14 protein-coding genes and 1 riboswitch are annotated in these 17,722 nt (G+C 53.9%); of the genes, 6 read left to right on the top strand and 8 right to left on the bottom strand.

Features of this window, described 5'->3' with window-relative positions; genetic code table 11:
• Nucleotides 1-482: 482 nt before the first annotated feature.
• Together purH and purD are read left to right on the top strand one after the other, a co-directional pair.
• Entirely contained in the window at nt 483-2,072 is a 1,590-nt protein-coding gene (purH, locus tag ABDW13_RS21750; RefSeq protein ID WP_343554612.1) for a bifunctional phosphoribosylaminoimidazolecarboxamide formyltransferase/IMP cyclohydrolase, read from the top strand.
• Nucleotides 2,073-2,090: 18 nt separating this feature from the next.
• Nucleotides 2,091-3,371 carry a phosphoribosylamine--glycine ligase gene (gene purD / locus ABDW13_RS21745; RefSeq protein ID WP_343554611.1) on the top strand — a complete coding sequence of 427 codons (1,281 nt, stop codon included), beginning with the start codon at nt 2,091-2,093 and terminating at the stop codon, nt 3,369-3,371.
• 39 nt (nt 3,372-3,410) lie between these two features.
• On the opposite strand, the gene ABDW13_RS21740 is transcribed toward purD, so the two are convergent.
• The 6 genes from ABDW13_RS21740 to nudC all read right to left on the bottom strand — a co-directional run bounded on the left by ABDW13_RS21740 (nt 3,411) and on the right by nudC (nt 7,810).
• Entirely contained in the window at nt 3,411-4,076 is a 666-nt protein-coding gene (locus ABDW13_RS21740) for a DUF1481 domain-containing protein (RefSeq protein WP_343554610.1), read from the bottom strand.
• Between the two features lie 69 nt (nt 4,077-4,145).
• Nucleotides 4,146-4,418, bottom strand: a complete 273-nt coding sequence (gene hupA, locus ABDW13_RS21735) for a nucleoid-associated protein HU-alpha (RefSeq protein WP_343554609.1) — start codon at nt 4,416-4,418, stop codon at nt 4,146-4,148.
• A 187-nt stretch (nt 4,419-4,605) separates the two neighbouring features.
• Entirely contained in the window at nt 4,606-5,196 is a 591-nt protein-coding gene (locus ABDW13_RS21730) for a YjaG family protein (protein WP_343554608.1), read from the bottom strand.
• Between the two features lie 62 nt (nt 5,197-5,258).
• Complete coding sequence (gene nfi, locus ABDW13_RS21725) at nt 5,259-5,927, bottom strand: deoxyribonuclease V (protein ID WP_343554607.1); 669 nt, start codon at nt 5,925-5,927, stop codon at nt 5,259-5,261.
• Nucleotides 5,928-5,929: 2 nt separating this feature from the next.
• Nucleotides 5,930-6,997: a uroporphyrinogen decarboxylase gene (gene hemE / locus ABDW13_RS21720; protein ID WP_343554606.1), complete on the bottom strand. Its 1,068-nt coding sequence runs from the start codon at nt 6,995-6,997 to the stop codon at nt 5,930-5,932.
• A gap of 39 nt (nt 6,998-7,036) precedes the next feature.
• On the bottom strand, nt 7,037-7,810 hold the full coding sequence (gene nudC / locus ABDW13_RS21715; RefSeq protein WP_343554605.1) for an NAD(+) diphosphatase: 774 nt from the start codon (nt 7,808-7,810) through the stop codon (nt 7,037-7,039).
• Between the two features lie 88 nt (nt 7,811-7,898).
• Between nudC and rsd the strand changes: the two genes are divergently transcribed.
• From rsd to thiE, 3 genes are all read left to right on the top strand, one after another.
• Nucleotides 7,899-8,405, top strand: coding sequence for a sigma D regulator (gene rsd, locus ABDW13_RS21710; RefSeq protein ID WP_343554604.1), 507 nt, complete (start codon nt 7,899-7,901; stop codon nt 8,403-8,405).
• 224 nt (nt 8,406-8,629) lie between these two features.
• A riboswitch (TPP riboswitch) is annotated at nt 8,630-8,730 on the top strand.
• A 90-nt stretch (nt 8,731-8,820) separates the two neighbouring features.
• Nucleotides 8,821-10,746 (top strand): phosphomethylpyrimidine synthase ThiC, encoded by a 1,926-nt coding sequence (gene thiC / locus ABDW13_RS21705; RefSeq protein ID WP_343554603.1) that lies wholly within the window; start codon nt 8,821-8,823, stop codon nt 10,744-10,746.
• Nucleotides 10,743-11,390, top strand: a complete 648-nt coding sequence (thiE, locus tag ABDW13_RS21700; protein WP_343554602.1) for a thiamine phosphate synthase — start codon at nt 10,743-10,745, stop codon at nt 11,388-11,390. Before thiC ends, thiE begins: the two co-directional genes overlap by 4 nt.
• Before the next feature lie 153 nt (nt 11,391-11,543).
• Here the strand turns inward: thiE and ABDW13_RS21695 are convergent, their stop codons facing one another.
• Entirely contained in the window at nt 11,544-12,998 is a 1,455-nt protein-coding gene (locus ABDW13_RS21695) for a PLP-dependent aminotransferase family protein (protein ID WP_343554601.1), read from the bottom strand.
• 175 nt (nt 12,999-13,173) lie between these two features.
• Between ABDW13_RS21695 and ABDW13_RS21690 the strand changes: the two genes are divergently transcribed.
• Nucleotides 13,174-13,362 carry a DUF1127 domain-containing protein gene (locus ABDW13_RS21690; protein ID WP_343554600.1) on the top strand — a complete coding sequence of 63 codons (189 nt, stop codon included), beginning with the start codon at nt 13,174-13,176 and terminating at the stop codon, nt 13,360-13,362.
• Nucleotides 13,363-13,445: 83 nt separating this feature from the next.
• Here ABDW13_RS21690 and rpoC read toward each other — a convergent pair whose 3' ends face one another.
• Nucleotides 13,446-17,669, bottom strand: coding sequence for a DNA-directed RNA polymerase subunit beta' (rpoC, locus tag ABDW13_RS21685; RefSeq protein ID WP_343554599.1), 4,224 nt, complete (start codon nt 17,667-17,669; stop codon nt 13,446-13,448).
• Nucleotides 17,670-17,722: the final 53 nt, after the last annotated feature.

Genomic DNA, 17,722 nt, shown 5'->3' with positions numbered 1-17,722 from the left:
GATAAATTGTTAAAGAGCGTTGCGAGCAGCGGCTGAACCGTCTGTCGCGAGGTGGCGTATATTACGCTTTCCTCCTTCGGAGTCAAACACTTTTTTCAGCGTTTTCATCCGGCGGAAGTTCTTTCGAATCTTCCTATCGAACACCGCATTCCGTAAACCGTTGTGCCGTGTCGATGGAGGCGCATTATAGGGAGTTGTTCGCAGCACGCAACCGCTAAATTCAATAAAAACAACTGTTCGCTGCATTCCACAGCAAAACCCCGCCTTATACGCAGTTACACACATAGTTATCCACACTCCATCGCACAAATGAATTTAGGCGAGCATCACGCAAACGTTTTCGCTACAATGCCCGGCGACGTCAAGGATGCCCCTTTTGGGGCGTTACATGAGGCAAGTCTTCTCTTCTATATAGAAGAGAAACACTAAGCTTGATGTAACGCTCTTTATTACGCGAAACAAAGCCAAGGGATAAAACCACCATGCAACAACGTCGTCCAGTACGCCGCGCTCTGCTCAGTGTCTCAGACAAAGCCGGCATCCTCGAATTTGCTCAGGCACTCTCCAGTCGTGGTGTTGAGCTGCTCTCCACAGGCGGTACTGCACGTCTGCTGGCAGATGCGGGCCTGCCCGTCACTGAAGTTTCTGACTACACCGGTTTCCCGGAAATGATGGATGGACGCGTCAAAACGCTGCACCCGAAAGTGCACGGCGGCATTTTGGGTCGTCGCGGTCAGGATGATGCCATCATGGCCGAGCATGCCATCAACCCAATCGACATGGTGGTAGTAAACCTTTATCCCTTTGCCCAAACCGTAGCAAAACCAGATTGCTCGCTGGCTGACGCAGTCGAGAACATCGATATCGGCGGTCCAACCATGGTTCGCTCTGCGGCCAAGAACCATAAAGACGTGGCGATTGTGGTGAAGAGCAGCGACTACGACGCCATCATTGCCGAGCTGGATGCTAACGAAAACTCACTGACGCTGGAAACGCGTTTCGATCTGGCCATCAAAGCCTTTGAACATACCGCCGCCTACGACAGCATGATTGCCAACTACTTCGGTAGCCTGGTTCCGGCCTATCACAGCGACAGCAAAGAACCTGCTGGCCGCTTCCCACGCACGCTGAACCTCAACTTCATTAAGAAGCAGGATATGCGTTACGGCGAAAACAGCCATCAGGATGCCGCCTTCTATATAGAAGAGAATGTGGCTGAAGCTTCTGTTGCCACCGCGCAGCAAGTTCAGGGTAAAGCGCTCTCTTACAACAACATCGCCGATACCGATGCCGCACTTGAGTGCGTGAAAGAGTTCGACGAAGCAGCTTGTGTGATCGTCAAACACGCCAACCCGTGTGGCGTGGCCGTTGGCGGTTCGATTCTCGACGCTTACGAACATGCCTACAAAACTGACCCGACTTCCGCTTTCGGCGGCATCATCGCCTTCAACCGCGAGCTGGACGAAGCGACCGCGCAGGCAATCATCAGCCGTCAATTTGTTGAAGTGATCATCGCGCCATCAGCCAGCGAAGCGGCGCTGAAAGTCACTGCCGCTAAGCAGAATGTTCGCGTTCTGGTATGTGGTCAGTGGCAAGGTCGCGTGGCGGCGTTGGATTTCAAACGCGTCAACGGTGGCGTATTGGTGCAGGATCGCGATCTGGGCATGGTAGATGCCAGCCAACTGCGCGTGGTCAGTAAACGTCAGCCAAGCGAGCAGGAACTGCGTGATGCGCTGTTCTGCTGGAAAGTGGCGAAGTTTGTTAAATCTAACGCCATCGTGTATGCGCGTGACAATATGACAATCGGGATAGGCGCCGGCCAGATGAGCCGTGTTTACTCCGCCAAAATTGCCGGTATCAAAGCTGCAGACGAAGGTCTGGAAGTTAAAGGTTCAGCCATGGCTTCTGACGCCTTCTTCCCGTTCCGCGACGGCATCGACGCCGCGGCAGCTGTCGGCATCACCTGCGTAATTCAGCCTGGCGGTTCAATACGTGATGATGAAGTGATTGCCGCTGCCGATGAGCACGGTATCGCGATGATCTTCACCGACATGCGTCATTTCCGCCATTAATCGTTGGGAACAGTACAGATGAAAATTTTAGTAATTGGTAATGGCGGACGTGAACACGCTTTGGCGTGGAAAGCAGCACAGTCACCGCTGGCTGAAACCGTGTTTGTAGCGCCAGGCAATGCCGGAACCGCACTGGAGCCAGCTCTGCAAAACGTGGCTATCAGCGCCACTGATGTGCCCGCACTGCTGGCCTTTGCGCAGAAAGAAAATATCGACCTGACCATCGTTGGCCCTGAAGCGCCGTTAGTGATTGGCGTCGTCGATACATTCCGCGCTGCCGGTCTGAAAATCTTCGGCCCAACTCAAGCGGCTGCGCAGTTAGAAGGCTCTAAAGCCTTCACCAAAGATTTCCTGGCACGTCAGCAGATCCCAACCGCTGAATACCAGAACTTCACCGAAGTGGAACCCGCGCTGGCGTATCTGCGGGAGAAAGGCGCGCCAATCGTGATTAAAGCCGACGGACTCGCAGCAGGTAAAGGCGTGATCGTGGCGATGGAACTGGCTGAAGCAGAAGCCGCTGTGCAGGATATGCTGGCTGGCAACGCATTCGGCGATGCCGGTCACCGCATCGTGATTGAAGAGTTCCTTGATGGCGAAGAAGCCAGCTTTATCGTGATGGTTGATGGCAACAATGTGCTGCCAATGGCCACCAGCCAGGATCACAAACGCGTCGGCGATGGCGATACTGGCCCGAATACCGGCGGCATGGGCGCTTACTCTCCTGCACCAGTAGTCACAGACGAGATCCACCAGCGCGTGATGGATCAGATCATCTGGCCAACCGTGAACGGCATGAAAGCAGAAGGCAACATCTATACCGGTTTCCTGTATGCCGGTTTGATGATCGACAAAGCCGGTCAGCCAAAAGTGATCGAGTTCAACTGCCGTTTCGGCGATCCCGAAACGCAGCCGATCATGTTGCGTCTGCAATCGGATCTGGTTGAGCTGTGTCTGGCAGCGACCGACGGCAAACTGGATCAACAAACCTCGCAGTGGGATCCACGCCCTTCATTGGGTGTTGTTCTGGCTGCAGGCGGTTATCCGGGCGACTACAACACGGGCGATCAGATCCACGGCTTGCCGCTGGAAGAAGTGACAGATGGCAAAGTATTCCATGCCGGTACGACTATGAAAGATGATGTTGTCGTCACTAACGGCGGGCGCGTGCTGTGTGTGACCGCGTTGGGTGAAGATGTTGCCGCGGCGCAGAAGAACGCCTATGCGTTGGCGCAACATATTTCGTGGGATGGCAGCTTCTGCCGCCGCGATATCGGTTACCGCGCGATTAACCGCAAGTAAGCATTATAAGGGGCACCGCGTGTGCCCCTTATCATTTCGTCAGAAATCACTCTCTTGCGGCTGCCAGCTGCATTCATCCTCTGAAGTTGCACGCAGCAGTTGTATCCCTTCCGGCGCTTCCAGCCACGACACCATTAATGGCGCAGATTGACTTAGCTGTTGGCGACTCAGCGTAGCCAGCGTTGAACTATCGAAACCAACACTGACCACTTTACCGCTGCAATCACGCACTTGCGTGCCACCCAGCCAATGGCCCTGGTTCAACAACACGCGGCCACTCAGCAACGCATTGCTTTGGTCCAGCATGCGCTGCGCATCGAAGCGGTATAGCTCAATGCTATCGGCGCTGACCGCTTCACGTCGCCCGGCGAGCTGACGCTGCATGAAATTGAGATTGCCTTGATGATCGAAGCGCAAAGTCACATCGTCTGGCTGCGCGCCTGCAACATGGCGCTCCACGCTAATCAGCTGCTGTTGCTGCCAATTGTAATCGGTGGTTTCCATCGCATCGCCATTGAACGGCGTGAAAACGGTGCGTAGATGAACGGTTTGATGATCGCTATTTTTGCGCCAGATGCGCACGGTGCCGCGGTCGGCCAAATAGCCGCTCGCCGTAAAGGCAGGAAGATCAGGAGTAGAACTACAGCCCGTGAGTAATGCTGCGAATAACAGGCCGTAAACGCGCAGAGAATGGAGTTTCAGCATGGCAGGCTCCAGGCAACAAAAAGGGGCGTTAACGCCCCTTCTTTTAAAGCTAAACCGCAATGCGGAAACTTACTTAACAGCGTCTTTCAGAGCTTTGCCTGAGACGAACGCTGGCACGTTAGCCGCAGCGATTTTGATCTCTTTGCCAGTCTGCGGGTTGCGACCGGTACGCTCAGCGCGGTGGTTCACTTTAAAAGTACCAAAACCAACCAGTTGTACAGCATCACCTTCTTTCAGAGACTCAGTGATCGCAGCCAGGGTAGATTCCAGCGCAGTTTTAGCCTGGGCTTTAGACAGGTCAGCTTTCTCTGCGATCACATCAATCAGTTGAGTCTTGTTCATAAGTTATCCTTAAAGTGTATTTATCGCTTGCTAAGCAACGGGTACGCGGGAAAAGCCATTAAAAGCCTTGTTCAGCCAGCACGCACCGATAGCCACAATTTTCAGCCCCCCAAATGTAGACCAGACAGGGGGCCGATGTGAAGCCTCCAGGCGCGGTAATTCAGGCCTGAAGTCACGTTTTCTTGCCTTATTGCTGAAAAAGTATACCGATGTTACTGATTCCCGCTTCACGCAGGTCAGAACGCAGGCCTTTAATCAATTCTAAGTCGCGCTCTTCGCACTCTGACAACAGGCGGAAAATCTCCCACTGCAAGTCCCATTCATCAATCACAGCCTGGTTTTCACGCAGCTCTTCGTCGCTCATTTCACGACCGGCTTGCGTCATTTCCAGGATGGCAACGGTAGTAATTGACGTGCGACTGACTTCCACCGCGTGCTCCAGCGTTTCACCGCTGAGCTGAGCATGCAGCAATTCACTCAATGCCACGCACGCATCAATCGCTGGGTGCACGCCATAAACCTCAAAATCGTCGCCATCGGGAATGGCGGCTTCCAGTTTTTCCAACTGCGTATCGAAATTGATTTTGGCGTCTTTCACCGTCAGGCTTTCCCAGATCAGATCGAGGATGCGGCGGTAGAGCTGCGGATCGGCAAATTCGGTCTGCTGACAGAAAGCCCAATAATTGGGGAACATACGTTCGCAGAGGCAGGCCATAAAGGTCATATGCTGCCAGCTTTCCAGCTTCGCCATACGCAAATGGACGGGATTCTGTAACATCAAACTTACTCTCAATAGGTTAGCTGGCGGCAGTGTACCGCAAAAGTTAGGCGCAAACAGCGCTATCGCGCATTTTGCCAACGCAGATACGCCGGACGCCCAGAAGCGACGGCATCTGCCCAGCGCGTAGGTTCCGGCAGACGATAACCCTTAGTGCAGGCCTCTACCCAATGCAACGCGCTGTCGATGCTCACGCGATGGCCGGTCGAGATAAACAGCGGATTGCAGCGCGCTTTGCTGCGCCATACCCAACCAATCTGTTCACCTATATCGAGCAACGGTTGGCGGCTGCCTGGTTCAGCAGCCAGATCAGCAAAGCGGCCACACAAGCGCTTCTTCGCCACGCCGATGGTCGGGACATCCACCAGCGAACCGAAATGCGCAGCCACACCGAGGCGACGCGGATGGGAAATACCGTGACCATCCACAAAGAGCAGATCGGGTTTCAACGAAAGCTGCTGCCACGCCGCTTGCAGCGCGGGCATTTCACGGAATGATAGGAAGCCAGGAATATACGGCATGGTGGTAGCAATACGCGCGATGCGATGTTCCACCAGCGTTAAAGAGGGATACTCGAGGATAACCAAGGCGGCGCGGGTAATCTCGCCGCCCTGTTCAAAACCGACGTCTGCGCCGCCAATCAAACGCGGCGGCAACACATCGAAATCATCTTGCCGCACCACGTCAGCAGCGCGTTGCAGCTGTTCCTGGCGTAATGCGGCTAAATCCATTCTCAACCCTGATGATAAGGACGCGACAAGCGGTGCACCGCTTCGACAAACGCGCCAGCGTGTTCCGGTGGCACATCAGGATGGATGCCGTGGCCGAGGTTGAACACGTGGCCTTCGCCCGCCCCAAACCCTTCGAGAATGCCTGCCACTTCCTGCTCAATACGCGCTGGCGGCGCATACAGCATGGAAGGATCCATGTTACCTTGCAGCGCAACTTTATCGCCCACACGACGACGCGCATCGGCGATATCGGTGGTCCAGTCGAGTCCCAACGCATCGCAGCCGGTTGCGGCCATCGCTTCGAGCCATTGGCCGCCACCTTTGGTGAACAGCGTAATCGGTACGCGGCGACCTTCGTTCTCATGCAGCACGCTATCGACGATTTTGTGCATGTAATACAGCGAGAACTCGCGGTAATCGCGCCCGGTCAGCACGCCGCCCCAGGTATCAAATACCATGACCGACTGCGCACCAGCTTTAATTTGCGCGTTGAGATAAAGAATGACGCTGTCCGCCAGCTTATCCAGCATCAGATGCAGGGTTTGCGGATCGGCATACATCATCTTTTTGATTTTGGTAAAGGCTTTGCTGCTGCCGCCTTCCACCATATAAGTTGCCAGTGTCCACGGGCTGCCAGAGAAACCGATAAGTGGTACTTCGCCTTTCAGGTTATGACGAATGGTGCGTACCGCATTCATCACATAACCGAGTTCTTGCTCAGGATCGGGCACCGGCAGCTTTTCGACATCGGCACGGCAGGTGATCGGATTGGAGAAACGCGGGCCTTCGCCGGTTTCGAAATAGAGTCCAAGTCCCATCGCATCGGGAATGGTGAGGATGTCGCTGAAGAGGATCGCGGCGTCCAGCGCATAGCGGCGCAGCGGTTGCAGCGTGACTTCGCACGCCAGCTCAGCGTTCTTACACAGCGACATAAAATCACCGGCCTCAGCGCGCGTGGCTTTGTACTCCGGCAAATAGCGCCCAGCTTGTCGCATCATCCATACCGGCGTGACATCTACCGGCTGACGTAACAGGGCGCGCAGATAACGATCGTTCTTCAGTTCACTCATAATGGGCTCTCTCTTGCTAAGGCCGGCAGTGTAGCATTTTCACGCCGCGCTGGCGCGACACAGGGCAACGGTATCTTCAATCAAACGACGCGCAACCGTGCCGGGCGGCGGTAACAGCGGCAGATCATCGTAGCGATACCAACCGGCATCCAGCAGTTCTTTACCGTCGTGTTGTAACTCGCCGCCGTCATATTCCGCCATGTAGGCCATCATTAATGAATGCGGGAACGGCCACGGCTGGGACGTCACGTAGCGCACATTTTTCACTCGCACGTTGCTCTCTTCCATCACTTCACGCGCTACCGCTTGCTCTAAGGTTTCGCCCACTTCGACAAAGCCAGCCAGCACGGTATAGATGTTGTTGCGATGACGCGCATGATTGGCCAACAGAATTTCATCGCCTCGACGGATGGCGACAATAATGCAGGGCGCAATTTGTGGGTAATAACGTTCACGGCAGTGATGACATAAGCAGGCAAATTCACGCTTACTGAGGTGCATTTCATGGCCGCAGTAACCGCACCAGCGATGCGAGCGGTAGAACTCCGCCAGCTGCACGCCGCGTCCGGCGATCTGAAACAGCCCAACATCTTCATCAATCAATTGGCGCACTGAAGCCATGCTATCCGGCCTTGATTGACGCACCAGCCACACATTTTCGCCCTGCCATTCGCCAATCAAAATCCCGTCGCTGCCATCCACTCCAAACTCGCTGGATAAGCCATGCGGCAGCTCGCCCTGCGGCAACCAAAGTTTTTGCTCGTGGCTGACAACCCACCAACCAGCGTCTAAGCTTGAGATCTCACGTTGCATCTTAATCGTTGTCCTTAGCGTCAACTCGCACGCTGAAATCCTAATATTAAGTGTGTAATTAACAACTATAACCTACCTGGAGCCCCATATGCTTACCCAGTTAGATGACCTGACAGAGCGAGTAGGTGGTGGTAATGAATTGGTCGATACGTGGCTGCGCGCCCGTCGACAACTGCTCGTCACCTACTACGAGCTGATTGGTTTGAAGCCGCAAAAAGATGCCCTAACCGCGCTGGATGAACAAGCGCTGGATGCATTTTGTCACAACCTGGTGGATTACCTTTCTACCGGCCATTTCAGCGTGTATGAGCATATTGTCAGTGAGATGCAGGGTGATAGCCCTTTGTTGGTTGCCGCACAGCTTTATCCGGCACTTGAGGCCAATACCGATCGCATCATGCAGTTGTATGACGGTCATTTGCAGCAGGCGATTAATGACGATAACTGCACGGGGTTTCAGCAGGCGTTATCAGAAGTTGGCGAAGAGTTAGAATCGCGTTTTACGCTGGAAGACAAACTGGTGCAGCTGGCGTGGGAACAGCAACTGGCGCGCCCGCCGGTAGCCAATGACAGCCACATCGCCCGCCCGGCCTGAATCGCAAAAAATGTAAAATACTTGTTATTCCCAAAAAGCCCTCTTATGCTAAATGGGCTTTTTTTATGGCTTTGAAGAGCCAAATTTTGCGATATAAGCGTAGCGTGCGCAGATAGTTCGCGCTCGGACAGCGCGCAGGGACCGGAGCGTACACGAAGTACGTGACGGTCACGAGCACTGCCCAGGCGTGAAATAGCAAGCAAAGCAGCTTATATCGTAAAACTAACACCTTGTCGGAGTGCCCTTAGGGGCTGAGACCGTTAATTCGGGATCCGCGGAACCTGATCAGGCTAGTACCTGCGAAGGGAACAAGAGTAAATATTATCAGCACGCTGCAAGCTGGCGCCCAGTATCGTCGCTGTTACTCCTTCCGAACTCTGGACAAGCAACTTCCCACTTACACAGGAAACTTGCTATGTCTGCTGCTAAAACGTCACGTCGTGAGCAACGCGCGCAAGCGCAAGAATTTATCGATTCACTACAGGGAGCTGCCTTCCCTAACTCCAAACGCATTTGGATCACCGGCAGCCGTGCAGATATTCGTGTGCCGATGCGCGAGATTCAGCTCAGCCCCACGCATATTGGCGGCACGAAAGATAACCCGCAATATGAGCAGAACGAACCCGTTCCGGTATATGACACCGCTGGGGCTTATGGCGATCCCGATGCCACAATCGATGTGCATCAGGGATTAGCCAAGCTGCGCGCCGCGTGGAATGATGAACGTGGCGACAGTGAAACCATCCACCAGCTCAGTTCCCGTTACACGCAGCAGCGTTTAGCCGATGAAGGCCTCGACCATCTGCGCTTTGAGCATCTGCCACAACCGCGCCGTGCCAAAGCCGGTCGCCGCGTGACTCAACTGCACTATGCACGCCAGGGCATCATCACGCCGGAGATGGAATTCATTGCGGTGCGGGAAAACATGGGACGCGAGCGAATCCGGGGTGAAGTGTTATTGCAGCAACATCCCGGCCACAGTTTCGGCGCGCATTTGCCGGAAAATATCACCGCCGAATTCGTGCGCCAGGAAGTCGCCAGCGGCCGCGCCATCATTCCAAGTAACATCAACCACCCCGAATCCGAACCGATGATTATTGGCCGTAACTTTCTGGTGAAAGTGAATGCCAATATCGGCAATTCAGCGGTGAGTTCCTCCATTGAGGAAGAGGTGGAGAAACTGGTGTGGTCGACGCGTTGGGGTGCAGACACCGTGATGGATCTCTCAACCGGCCGCTATATTCATGAAACGCGCGAATGGATTCTGCGAAACAGTCCGGTGCCGATTGGCACAGTGCCGATTTATCAAGCGCTCGAAAAAGTGAACGGCGTGGCGGAAGATCTTAACTGGGAGATATTCCGCGACACCTTGCTGGAACAAGCGGAGCAAGGTGTGGATTACTTCACCATCCATGCAGGCGTGCTGCTGCGCTATGTGCCGATGACCGCCAAACGCCTGACGGGCATTGTCTCGCGCGGTGGATCGATCATGGCGAAATGGTGCTTATCGCATCACACCGAAAGCTTCCTGTATCTGCATTTCCGTGAGATTTGTGAAATTTGTGCCGCCTATGATGTTGCCTTGTCGTTGGGCGATGGCTTGCGTCCCGGCTCGATTCAGGATGCCAACGATGAAGCGCAATTTGCGGAACTGCACACGCTGGGCGAGCTGACCAAAATCGCCTGGGAATATGATGTGCAGGTGATGATTGAAGGTCCGGGACATGTGCCGATGCAGATGATTCGCCGCAATATGACCGAACAACTGGAACACTGCCATGAAGCGCCGTTTTATACGCTTGGCCCATTAACCACCGATATCGCGCCCGGTTACGATCATTTCACTTCTGGCATTGGTGCGGCAATGATCGGTTGGTTTGGCTGCGCTATGTTGTGCTACGTGACGCCCAAAGAACACTTGGGTTTGCCAAATAAAGAAGACGTAAAACAAGGGCTGATCACCTACAAGATCGCTGCGCACGCCGCGGATCTGGCAAAAGGCCATCCCGGTGCGCAGATCCGCGACAATGCGATGTCCAAAGCGCGATTCGAATTCCGCTGGGAAGATCAGTTCAATCTGGCGCTCGATCCGCACACCGCTCGCGCCTATCACGATGAAACCTTGCCGCAAGAATCAGGAAAAGTCGCGCATTTCTGCTCAATGTGCGGCCCGAAATTCTGCTCGATGAAAATTACCCAGGAAGTGCGCGAATTTGCCGCCCGTCAACAGGCCGAAGCCCAGCCCATTGAAATTGGCATGGCGCAAATGTCGGATGCCTTCCGCAATCATGGTGGCGAGATTTACCACGCTGCCGATGCACTTAAAAAGGAAAAAGTATGACTGACGCCTTCCCAGCCACATCCCGGAAACTGGGGCTGTATCCGGTAGTTGATAGCGTGGAGTGGATTGCGCGCCTGCTTGAAGCGGGGGTGCGCACCATCCAGCTGCGTATCAAAGATTGCCAGGATCATGAAGTAGAAGATGCTGTGCGCGAGGCGATTACTCTTGGCAAACAGTATCGTGCCCGCCTGTTTATCAATGATTACTGGCGTTTAGCCATTAAATACAACGCTTACGGCGTGCATCTCGGGCAGGAAGATCTGGATGTTGCTGACTTAGCCACCATTCGTCAGGCCGGATTACGTCTCGGTTTATCGACGCATGATGATGCCGAGCTGGATCGCGCGCTGGCATTGCGCCCTTCGTACATTGCACTGGGGCACATCTATCCTACGCAAACCAAAGATATGCCCTCAGCCCCACAAGGCGTGGTGGAATTAAAACGTCATCTGGCGCGTTTGCAGGATGTATCAACCGTGGCGATTGGCGGAATTTCGCTGGCGCGCGTACCTGAAGTGCTCGCGACTGGCGTGGGCAGCATCGCTGTAGTCAGTGCAATTACCCAAGCGGCAGACTGGCGCGCGGCAACCGAGGAACTGCTGACGCTAGTAGAAAATGGAACGCAATCCGCAGAAGCGATGTAATGCGCTGAAAGGCGAGCAAATAAGCTGGAATCTGTCACGTATCGTTTTAAAGAGACGACTAGCGTGATTTCCAGACAAGATTAAAGTGTGCCTGCCCGCTGTCGCTTGCAGCGGGCCAGGGCTGGTTCTAACCTCTTCCAGCCCTGCCTTTCTTTAAATAGCCAGGGAGGAAGCATGCACAGTTTCAATACCACAAGCCATCATGGCACGCTCCACTGCGGCACCGAGTTTGGCAATCGCCTGCTCAGTTTGCTCGTTTATTGGCAAACCGTAGTTCAGGCGCAAGCAATTGCGATATTTACCCGATGCCGAAAACAGCGATCCTACCGCGACCTGTATTTTCAGCTCACGCAATTCGCTATTCAGCTTGATCGCATCAAACGCTTCGGGCAGCTCGATCCACATCAGGAAACTACCTTGCGGTCGCGACACACAGATTCCGCATGGAAAATAGTGGCGTACCCAGCAGCTAAAGGTTTCGTAATTGCGCTGGTAAACCTGGCGCATACGGCGCAGATGCGGCAAATAATGGCCGAGGCGAATAAACTCCGCCACCGCGTGTTGCGCCTGCGTTGCTGTCGAACCGGTGCTGATGTATTTCATATGCAGCACACGATCACGATAACGTCCCGGCGCAACCCAACCCACGCGCAATCCCGGCGCCAGGGTCTTCGAAAACGAACTGCACAACAACACGCGGCCATCGTTATCCAGCGACTTAATGGTTATTGGGCGTGGATATTCCCACGCCAGCTCGCCATACACATCGTCTTCAATAATTGCCGCATCAAAACGCTGAGCCAACGTCAGCAGCGCACGTTTGCGAGCTTCCGGCATAATGAATCCCAGCGGGTTATTGCAGTTTGGCACCACGACTACGGCTTTGATTGGCCACTGCTCGAAGGCCAGTTCCAGCGCTTCCAGACTGATACCCGTTACCGAATCAGTAGGTATCTCGATGGCGCGAATGCCAAAACCACGCAATGTCTGCATGGTGCCGTGAAAAGTTGGCGATTCAACAGCGATGATGTCACCGGCCTGACAAGTCGCGCGGATCGAAATCGACAACGCTTCGTGACAGCCGGTGGTAATAACAATATCTTCCGCTGTGAGCTGACAGCCGCTGTCGATGGTCAAGCGCGCCACCTGCTCACGCAATGCCGCCACGCCGAGCAAGCTATCATAGTTGAGTTGATCGACATCCTGCTTCTGCGCCATGCGACTCTGTATTTTCCACAGCGGTTTCAACGTTGGCTGCGTCAAATCGGGTATCCCGCTTCCGAGTTGCAATACATCGTTGCTGGTACGACTGCTGAGCAACTCCAGCACCGACTCCCACTGCGTGATCTCCACCGGGCGCTGAGCGGGACGGGTCAACGCCGGAACCGGCGGCGTGGCTTTACGCGTGGCGACAAAATAGCCCGAACGCGGCTGCGGCACGATAAGCTGCTTTTCTTCCAACAGATGATAAGCCTGCTGCACAGTGCTGATACTCACGCCATGTTCAAGGCTCAATGTACGCACCGACGGCAAGCGCTCGCCGCTGCGATACAGCCCTTGCTCAATACGATCGGAAAGCAAACAGGCTAAATGTTGGTAGCGCGTCATCGTATGCCTCGGCCAGTCATTATCGAGAGAAAACCAGTACAGATGGCATTTATTATTACCATTCAGATCCATTAGAGCGCAATCTGTATGTTAAAGATAAGTGATTTTTGCATCTGTATCGTAACGTGCAGGAAATAGACAATGCTCCTCAGGCAACCTACTGAGGGCAAGGATTATGGAATTCGATCAGAATCGTGCAGCAAAACCGTTCAACGTCACTTTGCTGGATATTTTTCGTGGTGCAGTACGCATGGTCAAAAGCTGGAAGGCGCGGCGCGAAACCGCCCGTATCCTCTCGCAGTTAAGTGACAATCAGTTACGCGACATTGGGCTGACGCGCCAGGATATTTGCCGCAAGTTATAGCGGCTTTGAGCCTTACCAATATTGAGGCGAAAAAAAACCCTGCCGAGGCAGGGTTTTTTATTGGCTAAGCTTTAGCGGACGAATTACTCGTCGTCGCTTCCGCCCAAGCCGGCGTTCAGCAATTCAGCCAGGCTAGCAGAGGCTTCATCCGCAGTAACCTGCGGTGCAACCGGTACTTCACCCGCTGAGCGGCGACGCATACGATCCTGGTGATAAGCATAACCGGTACCGGCTGGGATCAGACGACCCACGATTACGTTCTCTTTCAGGCCGCGCAGTTCATCACGCTTACCTGCTACTGCTGCTTCGGTCAGGACACGTGTAGTTTCCTGGAACGATGCTGCAGAGATGAACGATTCGGTTGCCAGTGACGCTTTGGTGATACCCAGCAGATCGCGCATGAAGGTCGCGCCGATTTTGCCATTTGCTTCAAGTTCACGGTTAGAGATCTTGATGCGTGAGTATTCAGCCTGCTCACCTTCCAGGAAGTCGGTGCTTCCCACGCTCGAGATGGTTGCTTTACGCAGCATCTGACGAACGATGACTTCAATGTGCTTATCGTTAATCTTAACGCCTTGCAGACGGTAAACTTCCTGCACTTCGTTAGTGATGTAACGGGTCACAGCATGAACGCCACGCAGACGCAGGATGTCGTGCGGAGACTCTGGGCCGTCAGATACGACGTCACCACGTTCCACGCGCTCACCTTCGAATACGTTAAGCTGACGCCATTTTGGAATCATCTCTTCGTACGGATCGCTACCATCAACCGGCGTGATCACCAGACGACGCTTACCTTTGGTCTCTTTACCGAAGGAGATGATACCGCTGATCTCCGCCAGGATTGCTGGCTCTTTCGGACGACGCGCTTCGAACAAGTCAGCAACGCGCGGCAGACCACCGGTAATATCCTTGGTACCGCCAGATTCCTGCGGAACACGCGACAGCGTATCACCGGCACTGATCTTAACGCCATCTTCCAACTGAACAATCGCTTTGCCCGGCAGGAAGTACTGAGCTGGCATATCGGTACCAGGAATCAGAACATCATTACCGTTGGCATCAACAATTTTCAGCGCAGGACGCAGATCTTTACCGCCCGCAGTACGTTCTGCAGAATCCAGAACCACCAGCGATGACAGACCGGTCAGGTCATCAGTCTGACGAGTAATCGTCTGACCGTCGATCATGTCAGTGAAACGAATGAAACCGCCCACTTCGGTGATGACCGGCATGGTATGCGGATCCCAGTTTGCTACGGTTTCGCCCGCTGCAACCTGCTCGCCATCACCTTTAGCCATGACCGCACCGTAAGGCACTTTATAGCTCTCTTTGGTACGACCGAACTCGTCGATCATTTTCAGCTCAACGTTACGTGAAACGATAACCAGCTTCCCTGAGGAGTTGGTTACTGACTTCGCGTTGGTCAGCTTGATAGTACCTTTGTTCTTCACCTGGATGCTGGATTCAGCAGCCGCACGAGATGCCGCACCACCAATGTGGAACGTACGCATCGTCAGCTGAGTACCCGGCTCACCGATGGACTGTGCTGCGATAACACCGATGGCCTCACCTTTATTGATGATGTGACCACGTGCCAGATCGCGACCGTAGCAGTGTGCGCACACACCGAAGTCGGTTTCACAGCCAACAACCGAACGCACTTTGATCGCATCGACTGAATTCAGTTCGATCACATCACACCAGTGCTCATCGATCAGGGTGTTACGCGGAATCAGGATGTCCGCAGTGCCCGGCTTCAGAACATCTTCCGCAGTCACACGACCCAGAACACGCTCACGCAGTGGCTCTTTAACGTCGCCACCTTCGATGACCGGAGTCATCATGATGCCTTCGAACGTGCCGCAGTCATCTTCGGTAACAACCAGATCCTGTGCAACGTCTACCAGACGACGTGTCAGATAACCGGAGTTAGCGGTTTTCAGTGCGGTATCCGCAAGACCTTTACGCGCACCGTGCGTCGAGATGAAGTACTGGAGTACGTTCAGACCTTCACGGAAGTTCGCGGTGATCGGCGTTTCGATGATTGAGCCATCTGGCTTAGCCATCAGACCACGCATACCGGCCAGCTGACGAATCTGTGCTGCAGAACCACGCGCACCGGAGTCGGCCATCATGTAGATGCTGTTGAACGAAACCTGCTGCTCTTCTTCGCCATCACGGTTGATAACGGTTTCAGTTTGCAGGTTATCCATCATCGCTTTGGAAACGCGTTCGTTAGCGGCGGCCCAAATATCGATAACTTTGTTGTAGCGTTCGCCAGCAGTTACCAGACCAGACTGGAACTGTTCCTGAATCTCAGCAACTTCCGCTTCCGCTTCGGCTACGATTTCCGCTTTCTTCGCTGGGATTACCATGTCGTCGATACCTACAGAGGCACCTGAACGGGCTGCGTAAGCAAAACCGGTGTACATGGTCTGGTCAGCAAAGATAACGGTCGGCTTCAGGCCCAGGATGCGGTAACAGGTGTTCAGCATCTTGGAAATCGCTTTCTTACCCAACGCCTGGTTGACGATGGAGTAAGGCAGGCCTTTCGGTACGATCATCCACAGAATCGCACGACCAATGGTGGTGTCGATAATGCTGGTTTTCGCAACGAACTCTTCCTGCTCGTTCTTTGTATATTCGGTGATACGCACTTTAACGCGTGCATGCAGCTCGGCCAAGCCAGCGCGGTAAACACGCTCAGCTTCTTTCGGGCCAGTCAGCACCATGCCTTCGCCTTTGGCATTCACTTTGTCGCGGGTCATGTAGTACAGACCCAAAACAACGTCCTGAGAAGGAACGATGATTGGCTCGCCGTTCGCTGGTGACAGAATGTTGTTGGTCGACATCATCAGCGCACGCGCTTCCAGCTGGGCTTCCAGCGTCAGCGGTACGTGAACAGCCATCTGGTCACCATCGAAGTCGGCGTTATATGCCGCACAAACCAGCGGGTGCAGCTGGATGGCTTTACCTTCGATCAGAACAGGTTCAAACGCCTGGATACCCAAACGGTGCAGAGTTGGTGCACGGTTCAGCAGTACCGGGTGTTCGCGGATCACTTCGTCCAGGATATCCCAAACGACAGCTTCTTCGCGCTCAACCATTTTCTTAGCGGCTTTGATGGTGGTGGCCAGGCCACGCAGTTCCAACTTGCCGTAGATGAATGGTTTGAACAGCTCAAGAGCCATTTTCTTCGGCAGACCGCACTGATGCAGACGCAGGTATGGACCAACGGTGATTACTGAACGGCCAGAGTAGTCAACACGTTTACCCAACAGGTTCTGACGGAAACGACCCTGCTTACCTTTGATCATGTCTGCCAGAGATTTCAGCGGACGCTTGTTCGAGCCAGTGATGGCGCGACCACGACGGCCGTTATCCAGCAGTGCATCAACCGCTTCCTGCAACATACGTTTTTCGTTACGTACGATGATATCTGGCGCAGCCAGATCCAGCAGGCGTTTCAGACGGTTGTTACGGTTGATCACGCGACGATACAGATCGTTCAGATCTGACGTTGCGAAACGACCACCATCCAGCGGAACCAGCGGACGCAGATCTGGCGGCAGAACCGGCAGAACGGTCAGGATCATCCACTCTGGTTTGTTACCAGACTGCACGAACGCTTCCAGCAGTTTGATACGCTTGGTCAGCTTCTTACGTTTGGTCTCGGAGTTGGTTTCGTTCAGCTCTTCACGCAGCTGCTCGCACTCTTGCTCCAGATCCATATTTTTCAGCAGCGCCTGGATAGCTTCCGCACCCATCTTCGCGTCGAATTCGTCACCGAACTCTTCCAGCGCGTCAAGGTACTGCTCTTCGGTCAGAATCTGACGTTTTTCCAGGTTGGTCATGCCGCCTTCGATCACTACATATGATTCGAAGTACAGCACGCGCTCGATATCACGCAGCGGCATATCCAGCAGCAAGCCGATACGCGAAGGCAGTGATTTCAGGAACCAAATGTGCGCAGTTGGTGAAGCCAACTCAATGTGGCCCATGCGCTCACGACGTACTTTGGTCTGTGTAACTTCAACGCCACACTTCTCACAGATCACGCCGCGATGTTTCAAACGCTTGTACTTACCGCACAGGCATTCGTAATCTTTTACCGGTCCAAAAATACGGGCGCAGAAAAGACCGTCACGCTCCGGCTTGAAGGTACGGTAGTTAATGGTTTCCGGCTTTTTAACTTCACCAAAAGACCATGAACGGATCATGTCTGGCGAAGCCAGAGCAATTTTGATCGCATCAAACTCTTCGGTCTTAGTTTGCGCTTTCAGAAACTTAAGTAAGTCTTTCACGGATTAGCTCCCGTCGGAGTGGAACTCTCAGGGACGCGCACCCGAAGTGCACG

The sequence above is a fragment of the Pantoea sp. genome (genome assembly GCF_039594315.1).
Lineage (GTDB): Bacteria > Pseudomonadota > Gammaproteobacteria > Enterobacterales > Enterobacteriaceae > Pantoea.
The sequence above is the reverse complement of the archived record's forward strand: the minus strand, read 5'-3'. Positions and strand labels throughout refer to the sequence as shown.